Genomic DNA, 21,062 nt, shown 5'->3' with positions numbered 1-21,062 from the left:
TGAAAAATAATTTACTTATCAAATTCATATCACGCCCTCTTCCACCATATCCGCATCTATATCCACTGGCGGTTCCATTGTGCTTAGGGCACCGGCAACATCTGCCAGTCTCGGAGAGGCAAATAAACGTCTGAGGGGAAGGAGCAAACGGTGCTGCTGTTTTAGGCGGTCAATAAACCGGGTTGCCAATAAACTATCGCCACCCAATTCAAAGAAATTTTGATCGCGGTTAATCTTTGGCAAGCTGAGAAGCTCCTGCCAAATCTGCGCCACCAAGCGTTCGTTGTCTGTTACCAGTTCAGGGGCTTTCTGTTGTTCCGGCTTTTCTGCTGCATTTACTTGCTTTAAAACTAGAGCGCGATCCACTTTGCCATTTGCACTCAGGGGCATTTCCGGCAAAGTCACAACGAAATCCGGGACCATATAAGAAGGCAGCTGGGAGCGAAGGTATTCCCGTAGGTCGTCAGTATTAAAATCTGTTGGGCACTGGGGCCCGAGCACAACGGCAGCAACCAACTTTTGTGCATTAACCAGCACCAAGGCCTGCTGCACAAACACTTGGCGAGTAAGTACGCTTTCGATTTCACCCAACTCAATACGATGGCCACGCACTTTGACCTGGCTATCGGCACGTCCCAAAAATTCCAGGCAGGCATTCGGCCAATAGCGCCCAAGATCCCCTGTGCGATACCAGCGCTCACCATTGACAGTGACAAAGCGCGTTTCGGTTAACTCGGGAGCCGCGCGATAGCCCATGGCGACTCCGTCACCGCCAATCCACAGCTCACCCGTTGTCCAGTCAGGGCAGTCGCGCCTCTGGGTATCCATTACCCTGAATTTCTGGTTAGCCAGGGGGTATCCGTAGGGGATCGAGTGCCAGCTTGGGTCAACGTCTATAACTTCAAAACTGTTGGACCAAATAGAAGCTTCCGTGGCGCCCCCCAGTGCGATAAAACGGCAATCGGGCTGTATTTGTTTTAATCGCTGGGGTAAATCCAGGCCAATCCAATCGCCGGAATTTAATACCAAACGCAAATTGCCAGGCGGTGTACCGGCACCGACAGTGAGTAACATGTCCAGTAGTGCCGGTACCGTATTCCAGATGGTGACGCCGTAGTGACATACCCATTGATGCCAGCGCTCGGCATCCCGTCGGTCCTCTTCTTCAATCAATACCAGCGCACCACCGACCGATAGCAGTCCGAAAATATCGTAAACAGAGAGGTCAAAATCCAGGGCTGAAATGGCCAGTACACGATCATTTTCATCAACAGAGAAACGTTCGTTGATATCCGCAATGGTATTCCAGGCGGCACCATGACTAATTTCGACGCCCTTGGGTTCACCTGTGGAGCCGGAAGTGAAAATGATATAAGCCAGTTGCTCAGCTTCTGTTGCAATAGGCTCATCTATAGGAGCGAACTGTTCGGCCTGTTGAATTGCACTTTGGTCGAGCACCACTTTTACATCGGCACGGCGCAACATTGACTCACGCCTCGCCTGCGGTTGATCGATACCGACAGGTAAATAAGTGGCTCCCGCTGCGAGTACGCCCAAAACAGCGGCAATCTGGTCGGGTCCTTTCGGCAGGTTAACGGCCACCACCTCGGCAGGTGAAACCTGGCTTTCCAATAACCAGGCAGCGATACGCAAAGCACGTTCTGCCAGAACGCCATAACTCAGAGAATTATCGTCTCCCCAATATAAGGCGATATTGTCGGGATTTGCTTTTGCCCGCTGGAAAAATCGCTGCGACAAATTATCCGTTGGGTCAATTGCGGTACGCTTTTCAAGCTGGGTTCTCAGTTCCCGTTGAGCCTTGGGTAATAAATCAGGCGGTGTGGAATCCCATTCAGCGTCACCCGCCCATTGGAGTAAGCCGATATAGGCCTGGAACATTTCCGCGCACATCCCCTCAGGGAAAAGCGCTTCGACCACATCCCAATTTAAGAAAACGCCTCCCTCGACTTCGACCACCTGGTGATCCAACCAGACTTGCGGCGTTTGTGTCAGGGCCCAGATGGGTTCCCGCAGAGGCCCATCCTCCGGTGCCGCTGTGCCACCGGGAATACCCAGTGCACTGGTGAAAACCACGGGCATTGTGGCTTCCGCGTCGCTCTGCCGGCGGGCTAATTCCCGCATCAGGCTTACACTGGAAATTTCGCGATGTTCCAGGGCCGCGCCAACTTCCCCTTGTATTTTTCGCGCTCTTGCCAACCAACTGTCGCTGGCTTCTGGCCAGTAACCCACCAGGGTCAAAGAGGTAAAGTCGCCCATTACCCGATAAATATCCGGGTGAACCTCACGGCGGTCGAATAAGGTAAGGTTCAGGCTCAAATCAGGGCGACTGCTCCAGCGGCTAAGCACTTCGGCAAATGCAGTTAGAAGCAGACTCGAAGGCGTGATTCCCTGTTCAGCAGCACGTGCAACCAGGCTTTGCCAGGTACTCTTGTCGATATGCTGTTGATGACGCACGAAATGCGGCCGTTCAATGGATGCCGGCTCCCGAATAATGGGTAATTGGGGCGCGGGGGGTAGCTCTGATAATTTGTGCTGCCAAAATGTTTTTGCGGCAGCCAGGGGACCTTCTTCAAGATCACTATCAAATACCGCGGTAGTTTGCGGCAACACATTGCGCACATAGTCGCGGAAAGATAGATCGATTGCAGGTAGATCAGTTTCAGGGCTCTGATAGAGGATATTTAACTCTCGGTAAAACAGCAGAATACTGAAAGCGTCGAGAATTAAATTATCCAACCCGATAGCCAATCGGGTATTGCGCTCACAGCGCACTGCACGGACATCAAACAGCGGCCATCGGCTTGGCTCAAACACCTGCTGCGCATATTCCTGCCGCAGTTCCGCTAAAGCAGAAGTCGGATCACTGTCTATCTCTGTAACATTGATGGAAAATCTCGGCACATCCGTAAGGATGCGCTGTCGCCCCTCACTGTCGAATACAGCCCGCAGCATCTCATGCCGGGCAATCATGTCGTTCAGCGCAGATTCCAAACGCTCCAGATCGAGATCAACAACGTCATATTCGCGATAAAAATGACAACCAATGCCACCCAAAACAAATTCTGGGTCCCTTCCCAGCCAATAGGCCCGTTGAACCTCAGTAGGTTCAAAAAGCTCGTGGCGATTGGCCGTATCCGATTGCCAAGGCGTAGTGGCAATTTCGGTGGCGCTGTTATTCTGCTCTGGGTTCTCAGCAGGGTCTTGAGCTAATGTCGCAGCAAAGGCGGCCAGGCTTGGCTGGCTAAACAATTCCGACAGTGTGACACCTTCAAAACCAAACTCACGCAGATCTCGCACAACACGGGTTGCTAACAGGGAGTCTCCACCGAGTGCGAAGAAGTTGTCGTCCCGGGCGATATCAGCAACATTGAGGAATTTACTCCAGGCGGCAGCCACCTGCTGCTCTAATTTACCTTGCGGCGGGTTCTGCTTTGCCTGATGCTGCGCTAGGGATTCATCGGCAAGCTGCTGCAAACTACCGCGATCAATTTTGCCATTGGCGGTAAGGGGGATCTCAGTGAGACAGCAAAGCTCACTGGGAAGCATGGCGCTGGTCAATCGCTGGGTCAGGAATTCCCGCAAGTCGCTCAAGGGTTCCTGCAATTGCTGCAAATCAACAAAGCACTTTTCTGAAGCGGTGCTGGATTTCGCCACTTTGGGCTCTGGAACTACAACCGCAACCACACCTCGCTGGGTCAGCAGAGCGACCGCTTGCGCAATCGCATTGTGCGCAGTCAGCGCGGCTTCAATCTCACCGAGTTCGATGCGGTGTCCACGCACTTTGATCTGGTTATCGGCGCGGCCCAAAAATTCCAGACAACCATTTGGCCAGTAGCGACCCAAGTCTCCGGTGCGGTACCAGCGCTCGCCTTCGTCTGTCACAAAACGGGCTGCGGTGATACCGGGAGCACCGCGATACCCCAAAGCAACGCCAGCACCACCGATCCACAACTCCCCTGTCACCCAGTTGGGGCAATCGCGCCCCAAGGCATCCACCACTCTGAATTGCTGGTTGGCTAAGGGGTAACCATAGGGAATAGATCGCCAAGAGGAATCAACTTCTTTGACTTCAAAACTGTTCGACCAGATAGAAGCTTCAGTGGCGCCACCCAAAGCGATAAAGCGGCAACCGGGGTTTACTCGTTTTAACCGTTCCGGCAGGTCGAGGCTGATCCAGTCTCCGGAATTTAATACCAGGCGCAGCTCTCCCGCTGGAGTATCACCACCGGTGGTTAATAGCATATCCAAAAGGGCCGGTACTGTATTCCAAACAGTAACGTTATGTTGACACACCAGCTGGTGCCAGCGCTCTGCATCCCGCCGAGATTCCTCTTCAACCAATACCAGTGCACCACCTGCGGACAGCAGCCCAAAAATATCGTAAACGGAAAGGTCAAAATCCAATGCCGATACGGCCAGCACGCGATCATTTTCATTAACCGAAAAGCGCGCGTTAATGTCCGCTATGGTGTTCCAGGCACTCCCGTGACTAATTTCGACGCCCTTAGGTTCACCGGTAGAGCCAGAGGTAAAAATGGTATAGGCGAGATCTTTTGCCTCTCCCACAACAGGCTTGGATAAAGGCGCGACACCAGAGAGCACAGACAAGTTATCTATAACCAGCTTGGCTCCAGCAAGTTTGAGTACGCGCTCTCTACGCAACGGTGGCTGGTCTATACCCAGTGGCAGATAAACCGCTCCTGCCGCTAATACGCCCAAGGCTGCAATAATCTGCTCCGGCCCCTTGGGTAATAAAATACCGACCAAATCACCGGGCTCAACACTTTGAAGCTGTAAATACGCGGCCATCGCCAAAGCACTGTGGGCCAACTCCCCGTAACGGATTTGTTCACCGTTCCAATAGAGAGCCACTGCTTCCGGGCAGTTTTTGGCATTGCTAAAAAAATGTTCGTGTAATTGGTGAGACTGGTATGGCTTGGCTGTGGAATTAACCTGCTGGCGCTGGTGCTTTTGCTCCGCTGGTAGCAGCGATGGTATGGGCTGGGCCCAAAATTCCGGGCTACCGATCAGGCATTCCAGTAACTGCGTAAAGGCCGCAAACATGCCATCCAGGACGCCGGGAGCAAAAGCAGCTTCCCGCGCATCCCAGTTTACGGACAGGCCGCCTTTGAGCTCCATAACCTGTACGTCCAGCCACACTTGTGGCCCTTGGGAGATAATCCAATTGACATCTCCGAAGGCGCTGCGAACTGACTCGCCAAATAATTCTCCCAACCCAAGCGCACTGGTAAAGACGACCGGCGCAAACACTGTTTGTCCCTGTTGTCTGCTAAGGTCACGCAGCACCTCTACGCCGGAATAACTCCCGTGCGCCACATCCTGACGGAAGTTATGTTGCAAACGCTGTGCGCGCTCAACAAAGGTTCCACTCTGGCTGCCCTGCCAGGCAAGCAAGATCGAAGAAGTAAAGTCTCCCACCAGGGAGTTGACATCCCGGTGCAGGGATTCCCGGTCGAACAGGGGGAGATTCAGCAGGAAGTCTGATTCTTCGCTATAGACCGTAAGCACTTCAGCAAGCGCCGCTGCCAGGGTCATGGACAAAGTAATACCGTGACGGCTCGCAAATTCCGCTAGCTGGTTTTTCTGGTAAGCAGACAGACTATAGTGGCGACGAACAACTCGACGAGTGTCTTTGGACTCAGCACCTATTGCGGTTGGCAACTGAGGGGCACCGGGCAAATCTGCCAGGCGACCCTGCCAGTGTTCTTTGGCCTGCTGCTTCTCAGCTCGGCGCTCTTCCTTTGAGTGAAGAGCGCTGCGGTCAGCCTGGTAGCGCGGATAACTGTAATTAAGCGGTACCAGAGACTGCTCTGGTTCCAGGTAAAGCTTGGCCAGGTCATTCAGTAACACACGCAGACTAAAGGCATCTGCAGCTACCATATCCAGATTAATATGCAGGCGTGTGCCGCCAGCTTTTAATTCCGCAGGTAACAATGAGAGCTGTACATCAAAAACCTCGCCCTGCGATATATCCAGCTGCCGATGGGAGAGTTGCTCCCTAACAGCGATAAGACTCTGCTCCGCTTCTGCGGCAGCCTGATGCCTGAAATCATGAACCTTTAAACCGGGCCAGCTCACTTCTGTGGGAATCTGCTGTCGACCATCATCGAGGATTTGAACACGCAGCATCCCATGCCGCTCGAATAGGGAGCGCACAGCCTGTTCCAGTTGCTCAGGTACTACATCCTGGCCATCAAACTCATGATAAAAATGTGCGGCTACACCCCCTAAATATTGGTTCGGGTCTCGTCCAATCCAATAGGCATGTTGCATCGGTGCCAAATCAAAGGGAGTGCCTTCATCAAAGACTCCCTGCACAGATAAATGTTCACTGGTACTTTCTTCAGTTCCAGTAGCCAACTGAGGTAGAGAAAGCCAGGCTTCCAATTGAGGCACTGCAATAAGATCAGCAAATTTTACTTTGATCTTTTTCTGCCTTAATTGACCAGCTATCTTCATGATTTGTACTGAGTTAAGCCCCAGTGCAATTAAGTCAGCTTGCGGATGAATGCCATTAATATCGGCATCAATAGCCTGACAAACTAAATCCTTTAACAAACTGGCCGGACTGATTGGCTCTGATTTATTCTGCGGCTTCGGCGACAAGAGATACGCTCCTTATTGCGTCTCGGATAACACGCATTTTGATACAACTTTCACGATACTCGTGGGCAGGAAGGGAAGCCTCAACCAGGCCACAACCGGCAAATAGTGTTACCTTGCCCGGAGTAGTAAGTGCAGAGCGCAGCGCAACAGCAAACTCCCCTTCCCCCTCGGCATTGAGCCAACCAACAGGTCCGGCATACCAACCGCGATCCAGGTCTTCATTTTCACGGATATACTTCAGTGCTTTTTTCCTCGGCAGGCCTCCCACCGCAGCACTTGGGTGTAAATCCGATAAGATATCCAACAGATTTACACCATCTTTCACCAAGCCCTCTAGAGGCGTCAGCAAATGCTGAATTTGCTTTAATTTACAGAGTTGGGGCGGTTCAGGTTCCGCTACGCTGTGGCAGTATTTGCGCAAAATAGAAAGGAGATGTTGGACAACCAGGTCGTGTTCAAATCGGTCCTTCTCGCTGTCAAGCAGAGATATCCCCAATTTATAATCAGTTGCCGGGTCTTTTCCCCGAGGTGCGCTACCGGCCAAAGCAACGGTACTGATACGCCCGTCTTTGCCAGCCGCTAAGCGCTCAGGCGAAGCCCCAAGAAAGCAACTTTTTCCGCGGGAAAAGGCAAATAAATAGGCATCGGGGTAAGATTCTTGTAAATATCCGAGAATACTTCCCGGGCAGCAATCCGCGCTCAGTGATTCAGAACGAGCGAGAACTACTTTTTGGAATTCGTTGCGCTTGATTGATTCGACCGCGCCTACTACACGCTGCTGCCAAGCCATCTGGCCTGCATAATTTTGGCTAAAATCAGACTCCACCGAAAACAAATTGTCATTCGCAGAAAGGTCAGAGCTACGAGACAAAATATGCTGCCACCGCGCCTTCACCCGCTCCGCAGTCTGATTGCATTCTGTTTGATCGGTAACGATAAAATTCATTACCAGATAACTGCGATCCCCTTCACAGTAAAGGGCCAACTCGGGCAACGTAAGCGCCCCTGCGGGAAAGTCTTGCCACAAGGATGAGGAATCTTTTTGGCTATCAAAAGCAAACCCACCACACAAAACCGGCCGATGCCCCCCGCTTACCACAGCGGAGGACATCAATTTTTGCCAATTGGCTTGGATTTCAGACCAAGATTCCCCTGGAGCACAACTAAATTCGCAGGCAGAGCCAAAGGTCACAGCATATTCATCTCTAGAGGGCACACCCCACAGAGACGCGAGCCTTTCGTGCTGATAGCCGGTGGCAAACAACCCTATTGGGTTGCGTCTATGACATGGAGATGAAAACGATGCCAGAACCTCTGGCTGTCCCTGGCTTACCCTGGACTTGGCTTCCTGCAAACAGGCTTCCAGGCCAGCATATTTAGATCGGCCCTTCATACACCTTCCTCAACGGGCAAGCCGCGCTCAGCGCGCCAATGCAGCTTTTGCTGATTGATAAACCAGTGAATAATCCCGGTAAAAAGCTGCTCTATATAATCTGCGCAAAGTTGTTCTTTCTCAGCCCAACGACGGCGGTCAATCAACATATCCGCAACCCGGTCTGGAGCAGGAATACTCGTTTCATCCGGCTTGAACTGGGCTGCTGACAAAACATACCCCATACGCCGCTGCAACAGCCTGATGATCTCGCGATCAATGGAATCGATACCTTGGCGGATCTCATTCAGATTTTCACACTCCATTGGTAGCTTCGTTGCTTGCATAGAAACTCCATCACCTAAGCAGTTCATCTTCCCATCAATAATGAAACGTTATAACATATCATTTGCGAAATCAACGGGATGTTTGTTTTGGATTTGGGCGTCAGGGTGGAGAGAGAGTGTGCTACTTGTTACTAAAGAGAAATAATTCGAACATCATTAAAAATAACGATCCCGGATTAATCGAAGTAGAGATCCGCTATCTATTGAACAATGGAGAATATAGAGCCGCTCAACAGCCCTATTCTCCCAACAATTAATTTCGATAGCGTTACAAGAAACAGAAATATTTTATACGGCCAACATAACTTCACATACAGTTAGGCCAAGCGGAGCTTCTGAACAATATGGCCAACCACCAGATCGGGGCAATCTGACAGATAAAAATGGTTACCTGCGTATTCATTCAATTGGAACTCACCATTGGTCCACTGCTGCCAACCCTGAGCTTCAACGGTACTCAACTCAGGATCATCCCGTCCTAGCATCGCGGTGATGGGGCAATCTAGAAGTTGGTCCGAGGACATATTGCTGGTTTCGATCAATCGATAATCCTGGCGTATAGCAGGAAGTAGTAGAGCCCTTAACTCAGGAATTTCCAATAACTCAGGAGAGGTGCCGCCAAGCTCAATGAGTTGTTGGCACAGAGATTCATCACTTAACTGGTGTATGTTTCCACTATTTTGAAATTGTGGCGCTTCGCGCGCAGAGACAAATATGTGTTCAGGACCGTGCAATTTTTCGCGATACAAGGAGAGAGCCAATTCATGAGCAACTGTAGCTCCCATACTGTGCCCAAATACTGCCCAGGGTTTATCGATGACAGGTTTGATAGCCCTACTTAACAAAGCAATTAAAGTTTGCATATCTGCGGGCATAGCTTCATTACAGCGTTGCTCCCTACCCGGTAAACATACGAGAACCAATTCTATGGAATCTGGCAATAATTTCGCCCAGGGCCGGTAAAGTGATGCTGTACCACCAGCATGAGGCAAACACAAAAGTCGGATAGCCGCTTTAGGTTGAGGGCGAGGGATTTGTAGCCAAGCGCCGGACATAGATTTATCTCAATAAGAAATTTGAAGCCGTGAATACTAACTGTTAATTCTTAATTTAGAAATCTGAAGAAGATTCAAAAAATCACCCGCCTGCTCCACTCAAACATTTCAAGAGACCAGCATGGAAAATAATTTACTTAATGGCTACACGCCTCACCCAAAGGAACTAGAGGCTTTCTATCAGCAACAAGGAATTTGGGATAACCAACCTATTTGGGAGCTGATCACGCGTAATGCGAAAAACTTTCCCAATCGATGCGCAGTTCGGGACCTATCGGATCAATTAACTTACGCAGAATTAGTTAACGAGGCCGATAGTATTGCCGCAGGCCTGGTGGAACAAGGCTACAAAGCTGGGGAGCGGGCAATACTCCAGTGGAGCAATCAAGTCAGTTTCATCACAGCCCTACTCGGTTTATTTCGAGCGGGAATGGTTCCTGTATTAGCTTTGCCAGCACATCGCCAAAATGAAATATGCCATTTTGCACAAGTCTCGGGTGCCAGTATCTATATCACTTCAGGAGCTGAAACTGATGGAAGTCGCCCCAGCATGATAGAACAAATTGCTTCGCAATCTCCGACCTTGCGAGGCATATACAGCTCAGATGAAAATGACACATTCCGCCCCCTGCCCAGAAGAGAATGCCAAGGTTTCACCCCTGTTCCAGTAGACCCCAACGCCCCAGCTCTATTCCTCGTTTCCGGTGGCACTACAGGACTTCCGAAACTTATTCCACGCACCCACAATGACTATCGCTACAACATTACCTGCGCCACGGCTGCTTGTAATTTAGGAAAAGATGAAATCTATCTGGCAGTACTCCCCGCCGCCCATAATTTTCCACTGGGTTGCCCCGGCATTCTGGGCACGCTATCCATGGGTGGGCAAGTCATATTCACCAAAGATGCAAGCCCGGACTACTGCTTCGAGCTGATAGAGCGCTACGGCGTAACCGCCACAGCCCTGGTCCCAGCACTGGCTCAAGTCTGGACTGCAGCGACAGAATGGGAAGATGCTGATTTAAGCTCTCTCCGCTTACTTCAAGTTGGTGGCTCAAAGCTGAGTCCAACTGACGCCAATGCTGCGATAGATGCTTTTCCCGGTGCACTACAGCAGGTATTCGGTATGGCCGAAGGGTTGATTTGTTACACCCATCGCGAAGATAACAATGAAACCATCACCAATACTCAAGGAAGACCTATGAGTTCCCTCGATACTCTAAAAGTGGTTGATGAGTACGGGCAGGAAGTGAAAGCCGGAGAAGAAGGAGAACTGCTTACTCGCGGCCCCTATACACTGAGAGGCTATTACCGTGCAGAAGAACATAACCGACGCGCTTTTACCCCAGATGGATTCTATTGCAGCGGGGATCGTGTACGCATTCTGGACAATGGCAATATTGTAGTTACTGGACGACTAAAAGATGTTGTAAATCGGGGCGGGGAAACATTTGCATGTGACGAAATTGAAGAGCATCTACTCGCCCACCCCAGCATCCAACAAGCAGCTATCATTGCTTTGCCAGACCAAGAGATGGGAGAGCAAGTTGGAGCGACTATCGTATGTACGGATAAAGCGCCAAGCTTGCAAACGTTGAGCGACTTCTTAACCGAAAGGGGCCTGGCCAGCTTTAAGCTACCTGAGCAGCTTAAAGTGTTATCTCGTCTGCCGGTTACCGCAGTCGGGAAAGTTGATAAGAGGAAGCTCTTAGATCTTATCGATTAGTACTATTTGAGAGATTGAGCACCCATATTCATGAAAGTATGGCTTTAACCCATACTTTCATTTTAAATGAACAAGAAGTATAAATCAGAATATAAAGGATATACCAACTTGCAACACATTAAGGTTCCTTAAATCAAATTCTATATGGTCAAAGTCATTTATATAATACTCCCCCACCTTACCAACATTATGCAGCATGTATTCGGCACTTATACGGAAAGAGTTATTAAAGTTGTATCGCGCACCTAGACCTACATGGAAATAGCTTTTACTGAATTCATTTGACCCATAATAGTTACCACCAGCGTAAAATTCATCCATGGTATATGACCAGTCCAGCTCCGCAAAACTATAGCCCAACAACAAATACATACAGGACCTGTCGCAATACCAAGATAAATCCAAAGTTCCTGTAATTGAAAATACATCCAAGCGATGTTTCTGATTGACCTGGTATCGCTCAATAACTGTAACTTCGTCATCAATATAATCGATATTTTCTATCGATGTCGATCGCCCTAAATTTGTTCTGCCATAGCTAAAGCGAAGTTCAAACGGGTAGCCATTGAAGTCGATCCCGATATCGACGCTGCCCCAAGGCTCACTTCCTGAACTTGAGGTTTTGTAGTAACTATATTCGTAAAAATAATCGTAGTAGTAGTATGGGTCATAAAGTACCCCTACAGTACGATAATCCTGCTTAACCTCCAGCCTATTAACTCCACCATTTAGTGAAACATATGGACGAAACCCCCACGGGTTTTCTAGACCGCTATAGTCAGCGGCTATAGCCTCCATGGAAAAAATAAGTGCTCCCAAAATGACAGCTGAGTGCAGGCGCATAGTAACCTCCTTGTCGCTTCACACAACTCAAAACCCACACAGAATCCAATACAGAGATTTATCGATATGATTAATAGTCCTCTACGGCGGAACAAGACACTATTTGTCAACACTCTCATCCTAATATCGATAAATGGCTTTCTTGTGCAATAAAAGTAATGGATTCAAAGTAATGGATTCAAAGTAAATCTATACTCCTATGAATTTAAAAGTAGCAGTAACTCCAAACTTCCAGAGCTCAATTTACTGCCAGGGTACCGAAAGGTGTTAGCAATGTGATGAACGGGTATAAACCAACAATATAAGAGCGTAGCGGTTAAATTTATACACCCCGTTTAAACACGCTGAGTTTCGATATAAACCACAATCAAAACTGACACTCTAATAGTACCGATACTTTTATATCGGACAACTCAAGAGGGAAGGCTGAAAATCAGGACACTCCGCGACCACTTATCTTTTCATGTCATTTGGCCAGCTATTTAGCACAGAGTTACACTCTATAATTAAGGTACAACTCAATAAATTCCTACACGTTACATCTTAGCAGGTGCTCTATACACTTCAATTTCGCCCTCAGACATGTCGCCAAATTGAGACGACAGATAAGCTCCTGTTTTAACACATAGAATTACCAATATAGGAAGGAGAGGGATTACAATTAAAACGGGAAAAGCTTTTAGCGTATCCATATCGGCGTTAATAAATAAAAACACAATAGGTATCACCGTTAGCAACCCGCACCAAAAAACTCGATATGCCGGCATAACATTTGCCTCAGCATCAAGATTTTTTGTGACAACCCCGGTCAATGAATATGAAGTTGCATCCAAGGTTGTCACGCAAAACAGTATCATTGACAGTAGAAAAATGGCTATCGCCAACTCAGGAAGCGGCAATTGACTTAAAATATCATGGGCGAGACGTAGAGGCTCTCCACTGGAAAGCTCTTGCACTGCATTAACAGCCCCTTGGTTCATAAGATCTACAGCGTAAGTTCCCGCTATCCCAAAGATAAATGCGCTACTAAGCCCTCCTCCAAGGATCAAAGTTAAAATCACATCTCTCAGACGGTGCCCCTGAGAAATTTTTGTAACAAACACACCTACACCCGGCGAATAGGATATCCAGGTTGCCCAAAAGAAAATTGTCCAATACTGAGGAAAATGAGTACTTCCATATGGGTCTGTACTCAAGGACATACGGAAATATTCAGAAAACAATATCCCCAAACTATTCGTTACATTATTTGCAACAAGAGCACTTGGCCCAACAATAAACGTATATAAAAGTAGGAATATTGCTATATAGATGGTCCACCCAGATATACGTGACATCCCCTTCTCAATGCCAATAAATGACGACAATGAGAAAAGGAGAGACAAACCTATGATAATGGCTATTCCTGTAGAAAGACTATCCGGAATACCCGTTAAGGCGCTGACATTATACGAAATCATTGGAATCGCAAGGCCAAGGGTTAATGTCGTAGCCGAAAGCGTGGTCACAATGAACAATAAATCTACGCCTTTTTTCAACCACTCAGGCATACGATCATCAAGCATATTATTTAATACAGAGGACAACTTAAGGGTTCGATTCTTTTTAATATGAAAACTCACAGAAAAAGGGATCGCCACCATCAAATTGATAACCCATCCTGCCGACCCCCAGTGGAAAATGTTGAAAGCCGTTGCGTACTCCATCTTAATTGATTCGGCAGAAATACCGAACTGGGGGTCCATATAGTAATGAATTACTTCAATATATGCCCAATACATCGTCGAAGCTCCCATACCTGCACAGAGAGCCATAGAAAAAAGCTGAACAAGAGAATACTTTGCCTTCCCCTCTCCCAAACGAAGCTTGCCATATTTTGAAAAGGCTAAAAACAAAAGGGCCAAGGTCCCTAAAAGGGTATACCAAAGAAATATTGCCCCTAAGTCTATTATAGTTAGAGCTAACATTTCTTTCATAAAGTCCTTGGTACCTTCAGGATAAATAACTGCAACAACACCAAGAAGTAAAACCAAAAAGAAACTAACCAGTGTTAACTTCTTATCCATGATATATTTCTTGGCATCCGATTCCTGCATAGTCTAGATCACCCTACTCAAACACATATTGACAAAAACAGTTATCCTTTACCTTTTCCCAATCCATGGCTATTCCCAACCCATTTCCCTGAGGGGCATGGACATAACCCTCCTTATCGGTTCGAATAGACACCTTGCTCGCAAGCTCAAAACCTTCATAAGGGAAAAACTGCTCAAAATAATTGCAATTTTTATGTGCAAGGGCAACGTGTAGGTTCGCAGCTTGTGTAAGCGTAAATCCCATACTTTGTATCTCTAACGTTTTACCAAACCCTTCCGCAATGGCAAAACATTTATTTAAAGGCGTAATTCCTCCACAAACAGTGGCATCTAGGTGAACACTAGTCCAGGTATCCAAGTTCAACGCATTGGTTATCTCATGTAGTGTTAACAAGGAATTACTATCACTTAATATTCGTAAATCGAATTTATTAACAAGATCTTGATAAGTCCTACAATCAGAATCTGGAACTGGAGCTTCAAACCACTCCCAGTTGTTTTCACTCAACCACTTGGCCATGCCCATAGCTTCAGCAGGAGTATATAGAGAGGCTGTATCCAGCATGAAACGCACACACTTCCCTTCAAAACGTGCTTGAATTGCTGAAACTAATTCCATATCTCTCTCATATATACAAGAGCAATGAAATTTTATTGCTGTAAACCCCTCCGCTATACAATCTTCGATATATGTTTCGTATTCCTCCACAGTGTCAAACATAGGAGAGGATGCATAAGATTGTATTTTTGAGCGTGCCCCACCTAAAAGTTCATAAATCGGCATCTCAGCCTTTTTGCCTTTTATGTCCCATGCAGCAATATCAAAAGGCGATTTAGCAGGCAACCCGCCCCAAGTACACCGTTCCATTAACCAGTTATATAATTCCTCTGTCCTCAATGGGTTTCTACCCAAAATACCAGGTGCAATTGTGCGCATGGATTCAATAATACATCGATCAAAACCGTTCTCAGTATAACTCAATGTCGCACCAATACCTTCGATACCATTACTGGTTATAATGCGAATAACGTTGTTGGTGTATAACAATGGAGTTTGATTAGCAGTCCAACAAATTGGCGGCGCATTTTTATCGGCTATCGCATATAGCTCCACCCTGCTGATATGAAAACGATCCATATTCACATCCTTAAAAGCTATTAACTGGATCTCAAGGAGTCTAGTTCGCAATGCCCAGTTGTGCGTTGGTGGCACATACTTAGACTTACTACTAGGTAAAAACTATTCTTCGGATCGGGATACTATTGTCAGCCAAACCTATAAGGAATAATTAAACACTCAATGTCCGCCGTAACTTCAATAGATCCTAATAACCAATGCAAACTTCGTACTCTCTTTTCCCACATCAGATTTACACAGTGATCTATAAACTAATACCTACTTGTAACTAAGTGGCAAAACTTGGCTGGCCATCAATTTTATTTGCGCAAATCAGGTATATCATGATGCTCCCTCTCCACGGAAAGCGTATCCTTTCATTCGAAACCTGGGGCGCAGGTTCCTTTCATGGCACTTTACTAGCGTTTCTGGGCGCAGAAGTAGTCAATATTGAAGATCCCAAACAAGGTGGGAATCCACTTAGAAAAATGGGATCTATCTATCTTGATGAAGCTCGCGAAGACAATGAGACAAGTGAATCGACGCTCCACAACAAGAAGAGCTTGGCCCTGGATATCAGGGATCCCACTGGCAGGGAGGTATTCTTGAAGCTTGTGAATAGCTCACATGCTGTTATCGACAACTTTCGAGGTTCTTTGCCCGAAGAGTTAGGCGTTACCTATGCTGATCTCAAAGTGGCGAACCCCAAGATAGTTTGTACTCATCTCTCAGGGTATGGCAGAGACAACAATAGAAAACACTGGCCAGGATATGATTTCCTTATGCAGGCAGAAACTGGTTGGATGTCAGTGACTGGGGAACCAGGGTCAATCCCAACCAAAGTTGGCGTGTCAGTAGTGGATCTCCTGGGGAGTGTCTATTCAGCCCTCTGTACCGTTTCAGGGTTACTGCGGACCGAAGTCACAGGAAAAGGCGGTGATTTTGACACTAACTTATTCGATATAGCGCTAAATTGCCTCTGCTACCAAGGGTTATGGTTTCTCAACGAGGGGATAGTTCCAGGGAAGCAACCTCGCTCAGCCCACGCATCCCAAGCACCTTGCCAATTAGTAAAGACAGCAGATGGTTGGTTTTATGTGGCCTGTCTAACCCAGAAATTCTGGGAATTGCTTTGTCACGAACTAGGCTCCGACATTTTACAAGCTGATGCCCGCTTTTTGACCAATGAGAACAGGATGCAAAACAGGGAGCAACTGACAGAAGCTCTAGACCAGCACTTCCAGAAGAGAGCAACGAAAGAATGGTGCGCTCAAATGGAGGGTAAAATCCCCTGTGCCCCGGTCTATGATATCGCTGAGGCGCTTAACAACCCCTATGTCCGAGATAACGACAAGACTGTATCGATTCCCTATACACGCAGTAAAAGCCGCGACTCAATACAATATATAAACGCCCCCTTCTCTATTCCCGACACTCCTCCAGTGCCTTTTCAGCAAGCACCACTTTACGGAGAGAACACTCGAGAGATCCTTGGTGATTTGGGTATCCCACAAGGTGAAGTGGAGTCCCTGGCAAAAGCTGGCGTGATCTATTGCTGCTGAAATGCATCGGTACTGATGAGGATAACTCCCAATTGACCAGACCACTCTCTACCTAGGCGCCCTGTTACTACAATTTCCTCAGTTCCATCCGATACCTCACAACCCCAGGAAGACGGGATTGAACGGAAGCTACCTTAACGCTATGAACATCGGCCACCTGGATTGGAATGCCATTCTCGCCCACGCCCGCAGTCTTTCACCTTACGGTGGACCAGATATACCTGTTTCTGCCGTCTGTCTCGATGACATCCCCGTTAGTGGCCCCGCTGAACTTAAACATATCAGCCAATATGCCGCGCAGGAACACGGAGCCATTATCATGTCCAGCGGCGGCACAACTGGAAAGCCAAAGCTGGCCTATACACCTTATCACCAGGCAACTCAAAGACTGCTGAAGGAGTGGCGCCCGCTCAGCTCTCAAAGTGTTCTTCTTAATCTCTTTAATCCAGGGCGGCTATGGGGTGCACACTACTTTATTCAAACACTGGCAGAGGCTTCCAAATGCACCATTGCACCTACAGGCCCCTTTATACCTGGTGAGGTGGAGAATTGGCTAGAACTTCTACATAACATCAATGTGGACTCACTCGCTGGCGCACCCACGGGACTGGCAGATTTTGCCGAAGGTATACTAAATTCAGGCAGCCAACTCCCAATAGAGACAATTATCTGGATGGGGGAACCTTGGACCAAAGCAAAGCTGAAGGTCATACGTGAGGCTTTCCCTAATGCTGGGCTGTGGTGCGACTATGGATCGGTAGAAACCAATAGCATTGCTGTCAATTCCCCTGAGTGTGATTTGAACATCTATCACCTTTTAGCGGACCAATTGATTGAAACTGACGATCAAGGCGCCCTGCTTACCCGGGTAGGTACAGGGTGGACGGTACCGATAGTGCGTTACCGGTTAGGTGACCTAATCCAAAAAGCAACTTGTCCCTGTGGTCGTCCTAATGGCCTATCTATTCAGGGGAGAGCAGATGACAATGTCGATTTATGCAGCGCCCTTCTGGACCTCAATAAGATCATAGAACTCACCTATGAATGTGAAGGCGTCGAAGAAGTTCAACTACTTCTCAGCGGCGACACCCAAACAAAAAAGTCTGCCGATTCAATTGTCGTTCAGTTCACAGGCACGGCAAGTGCCAACAGTATCTGTGAGCATATTTTGAACAACATTCACAACCTAGCCTCTGTTGTCAGACAGTACCCTCAGTCCTTCACAGTACAAAAAGCCGAGCGACTTAAGCGTATCGAACGCACCAACAAAGTTCCCCGGGTTATTTGGAGAATGAGCGATGGGAAATAGCGGTAGAACTCAAAGCATAACTCCCCCTAGCGCATCCGACGGCCCTATGTGGGACCGTCTTATGGGAAACTATAATTTTGCCTGCCTGATGGTTTCTGCAAGGTTGGATATCACCGGGCTAATTGAACGCGGTTACGATTCCTGCGAAGCACTCAGTAAGGAATTGCAGCTCAGCAATAAAGGAATGGGTTTCTTTCTGCTGATTCTGAGTCATTTGGGGTATATCTGCTTCGACAAACAACAAGTGAAAAATACAGAGCTGGGAAAATGCTACCTCTCCAAAAGTAGTCACTACTATTGGGGGGAAGTCTTACTCGATCCTTTTCAAATCTATGACATCAATCACCTGGATAAAAAGATACTCACCAGCTTACAAAGAGAATATGAGCTGGAATGTAAAGGTCGCTCTGTAACCGACATGTGGCAAAAAAATGACATGGACGATGACTCAGCAGCAGCTTTTACTCATCTGATGCATTCGCAGGGGTTTGCCTCCGCAGTTGAGGCTGCTTCCTGCGGTATTTTTGAAAACGCTCAAACCCTACTCGATGCCGGTGGAGGCTCTGGAACCATTGCTCTCGCCTTCTGCGATACCTATCCTGAGCGCAATGCGCTGCTCTTCGACCTGCCGCCGGTTTGCGATATAGCAGCAATGTATATAAATAAGTTCAAGAAAGACCAGCAAATCCAGATAGTTAAAGGGGATTTCTTTAGAGACCCATGGCCTGAGGGGTTCGATGGCATTTGCTTTAGCAATGTGTTGCACGATTGGCAGCATGCTACATGCCAAATCTTAATCGACAGAGCCTTCGCACTTTTACCAAAAGGTGGGCAGGTATTTATCCACGATATGCTCTTCGATGATACTCGTTTAACGCCAAGCTTGTTCTGCTTTCATTTGTTTATGAACCACGGCTCCCAACTATACTCAGCCAAAGAGCTTTATCGGATGCTTGAGACAGCAGGATTTGTAAATCCTCAATCATATCAGGCACTCGGCTATTTCTCGGTATTATCGGCCAGAAAACCCTAGCCCTACCCTTATTATCCTATTTTACTTATATGCTATCTATCGCTACTTCCAAGAGCAGTTCGTTTTTTGATTACCATTTCGTCACCGACTGACTATTAGGATATTAGCTAGAAAGTGTTTAACCTTTAAATAATAGTAAATAGTTTTTGATTTAAGCATTATAAAACTATAACTTTGTGAGGTGCTTCTCGTTAATACATTTAAAGTAGCTAACAGGTTATATCTTTTCGATATCATTGCTTTCGCACTCTATTGCCCTTCAGGGGTTTATACTTGAAACATTTGAAGATTATTGAAGTTCCTGATATCCGACCTCACAAGGGAGATGGGTAGAAATAAACTTCATACGTTTAGAGACGCAAGTATTGCTGCATGCGATTACTTTTATCTCGGCAGTCGTAATAGAGAGCGCAATTAAATCTGTTTAAAAAATAACAAACTCAGGCGAACAGTAGGAATAATAATGAAAAAAAACTATTCATGGCCACTCTCGAAAGGGCTAAAGAAGATTTGTATCGCTCTATTTAGTTATATAACGTTGATGAGTACGCCTCTATTTGCAGAGACCGATCCTTATTCAATGTTGGTTCAATTCAACCTCTATTACGATTACGAGACAGAACAAGGTACCAATGACCACGCAAAATATGCACTCGAGCTACAACGGCGCCTGACTTACTCAACACCAATTCGTTATACACAAGTCCTTGCAACACACAACAGTTATAACTCTGATGCCTATGGTGCTATCTGGGTAGGCTCTGAACAATCTGCCAGGGTTAAAGACCAAATTGATATTGGTGCTGAAATTATTGAGCTGGACCTGCATCAGTTCAGTGGTGAACAATATTTTTGTCATGGCTCATTCTATTGTAATTTCTGGCTTGATCCTCAACGCGTTCCTATCTCTACTGTATTGGGAGATTTGAGGGATTGGGCTTACAAGCAGGATCAATATGGCACTAATCGTACAGTAATCGTACATATCGAAAATGCGGTATCGTCCGGTGCCCAGGTAACTTTTCAAAATCATCTTATAGATCAGATAGGCCTGGAATACATTTACACACCCCAAGACTATAGAGAGGACTTTCCCAAGGGGGTTGAGGTCACGAGCTATAAACGAACCTCACTCCCCTCTCGAGAGTTAACGCGGGAGATAGTTCGTAAACATGATGGTGTAAATGGAAAAAAGAGATTCGTATTTTTCTGGACAAAGAATGACAGCGATATTGGTGATGATAATGAGTCATTCGATGTAATATTCGATGGATGGGGAGGACTGGACCGGCACTGGAAGAGTGGCGATGACGACTCCTTGGATAACTGGGATGACGGTATCAACACCGTAGAACACTATGATGTCAGTGCTACAGACAGCAGATTTCAAAGTAAAGGACTGTGGTCTTGGGGAGAGGGAGAACCCAATGATCATGGTAACGGAGAGGATTGCGCTGTTATCAGAAGCGACGGGCGCTTTAATGACCGCCAATGTGATCGCTCCTATTCATTTGCTTGTAAAAGGCGATTAAATGGCGAACTGCATGTAAACGACTTAAAAGATGATGGCGCTATCGATTACCCTGTTATGTGGTCACTGACTACGAGGAAGTCTACCTGGTCGAATGGAGAGAGTGAATGTCAGGCACTGGGTACTCAATGGCACTTCGATGTGCCTCGCAATATGATGGAAGCGCTCGCATTGAAAAGTAAGCTGGCAGCTGCCAGCGAGACAGCAGCCTGGATTGCTTATACTGACCAGGATAGTGAAGGTACAATTGAAGGTGACTTTATAATAACAACTGTAGATTACTAAAAAGATATTGTAGGGTTCTTTGTCTTAAGGTAATTAGAGATCTACTAACTTTCAACTTGATCTGACAGTTACCCGCTTCTTAGAAGAAGCCCTGTCAGATCAAGTTCAAATCATGCCTATTTTTAATATGATAACATC

The 21,062-nt window shown here is 47.1% G+C and carries 12 protein-coding genes; 5 read left to right on the top strand and 7 right to left on the bottom strand.

The window, feature by feature from the left end:
- Positions 1 to 24: 24 nt before the first annotated feature.
- From ACJJI3_RS04865 to ACJJI3_RS04850, 4 genes are all read right to left on the bottom strand, one after another.
- Positions 25 to 6,648: a non-ribosomal peptide synthetase gene (locus ACJJI3_RS04865; protein WP_444941683.1), complete on the bottom strand. Its 6,624-nt coding sequence runs from the start codon at positions 6,646 to 6,648 to the stop codon at positions 25 to 27.
- Positions 6,626 to 8,041 carry an isochorismate synthase gene (locus ACJJI3_RS04860; RefSeq protein ID WP_444941682.1) on the bottom strand — a complete coding sequence of 472 codons (1,416 nt, stop codon included), beginning with the start codon at positions 8,039 to 8,041 and terminating at the stop codon, positions 6,626 to 6,628. The genes ACJJI3_RS04865 and ACJJI3_RS04860 overlap by 23 nt, the downstream gene beginning before the upstream one ends.
- Positions 8,038 to 8,367, bottom strand: coding sequence for an isochorismate lyase (locus tag ACJJI3_RS04855; protein WP_444941681.1), 330 nt, complete (start codon positions 8,365 to 8,367; stop codon positions 8,038 to 8,040). Before ACJJI3_RS04855 ends, ACJJI3_RS04860 begins: the two co-directional genes overlap by 4 nt.
- A gap of 317 nt (positions 8,368 to 8,684) precedes the next feature.
- Positions 8,685 to 9,422 carry a thioesterase II family protein gene (locus ACJJI3_RS04850; protein WP_444941680.1) on the bottom strand — a complete coding sequence of 246 codons (738 nt, stop codon included), beginning with the start codon at positions 9,420 to 9,422 and terminating at the stop codon, positions 8,685 to 8,687.
- Positions 9,423 to 9,543: 121 nt separating this feature from the next.
- Between ACJJI3_RS04850 and ACJJI3_RS04845 the strand changes: the two genes are divergently transcribed.
- A complete protein-coding gene (locus ACJJI3_RS04845) occupies positions 9,544 to 11,148 on the top strand; it encodes a (2,3-dihydroxybenzoyl)adenylate synthase (RefSeq protein ID WP_444941679.1) in 1,605 nt (534 codons plus the stop codon).
- Between the two features lie 84 nt (positions 11,149 to 11,232).
- On the opposite strand, the gene ACJJI3_RS04840 is transcribed toward ACJJI3_RS04845, so the two are convergent.
- The 3 genes from ACJJI3_RS04840 to ACJJI3_RS04830 form a co-directional block, all read right to left on the bottom strand.
- Positions 11,233 to 11,991 (bottom strand): hypothetical protein, encoded by a 759-nt coding sequence (locus tag ACJJI3_RS04840; RefSeq protein WP_444941678.1) that lies wholly within the window; start codon positions 11,989 to 11,991, stop codon positions 11,233 to 11,235.
- 536 nt (positions 11,992 to 12,527) lie between these two features.
- Positions 12,528 to 14,087, bottom strand: coding sequence for a BCCT family transporter (locus tag ACJJI3_RS04835; RefSeq protein WP_444935829.1), 1,560 nt, complete (start codon positions 14,085 to 14,087; stop codon positions 12,528 to 12,530).
- Positions 14,088 to 14,100: 13 nt separating this feature from the next.
- The gene (locus tag ACJJI3_RS04830; protein WP_444941677.1) at positions 14,101 to 15,225 is read right to left on the bottom strand and encodes a mandelate racemase/muconate lactonizing enzyme family protein; all 1,125 of its coding nucleotides are present in this window, start codon (positions 15,223 to 15,225) and stop codon (positions 14,101 to 14,103) included.
- A 323-nt stretch (positions 15,226 to 15,548) separates the two neighbouring features.
- Between ACJJI3_RS04830 and ACJJI3_RS04825 the strand changes: the two genes are divergently transcribed.
- The 4 genes from ACJJI3_RS04825 (at position 15,549) to ACJJI3_RS04810 (ending at position 20,924) form a co-directional block, all read left to right on the top strand.
- Positions 15,549 to 16,766 carry a CaiB/BaiF CoA transferase family protein gene (locus ACJJI3_RS04825; protein ID WP_444941676.1) on the top strand — a complete coding sequence of 406 codons (1,218 nt, stop codon included), beginning with the start codon at positions 15,549 to 15,551 and terminating at the stop codon, positions 16,764 to 16,766.
- 118 nt (positions 16,767 to 16,884) lie between these two features.
- Positions 16,885 to 18,075: an AMP-binding protein gene (locus tag ACJJI3_RS04820; protein ID WP_444941675.1), complete on the top strand. Its 1,191-nt coding sequence runs from the start codon at positions 16,885 to 16,887 to the stop codon at positions 18,073 to 18,075.
- Positions 18,076 to 18,136: 61 nt separating this feature from the next.
- Positions 18,137 to 19,108 (top strand): methyltransferase, encoded by a 972-nt coding sequence (locus ACJJI3_RS04815; RefSeq protein ID WP_444941674.1) that lies wholly within the window; start codon positions 18,137 to 18,139, stop codon positions 19,106 to 19,108.
- Positions 19,109 to 19,571: 463 nt separating this feature from the next.
- On the top strand, positions 19,572 to 20,924 hold the full coding sequence (locus ACJJI3_RS04810) for a lectin-like protein (protein ID WP_444941673.1): 1,353 nt from the start codon (positions 19,572 to 19,574) through the stop codon (positions 20,922 to 20,924).
- Positions 20,925 to 21,062: the final 138 nt, after the last annotated feature.

This window comes from Microbulbifer maximicatervae (SeqCode) (assembly GCF_052466985.1).
This window is presented reverse-complemented; position numbering and strand designations above follow the sequence as displayed.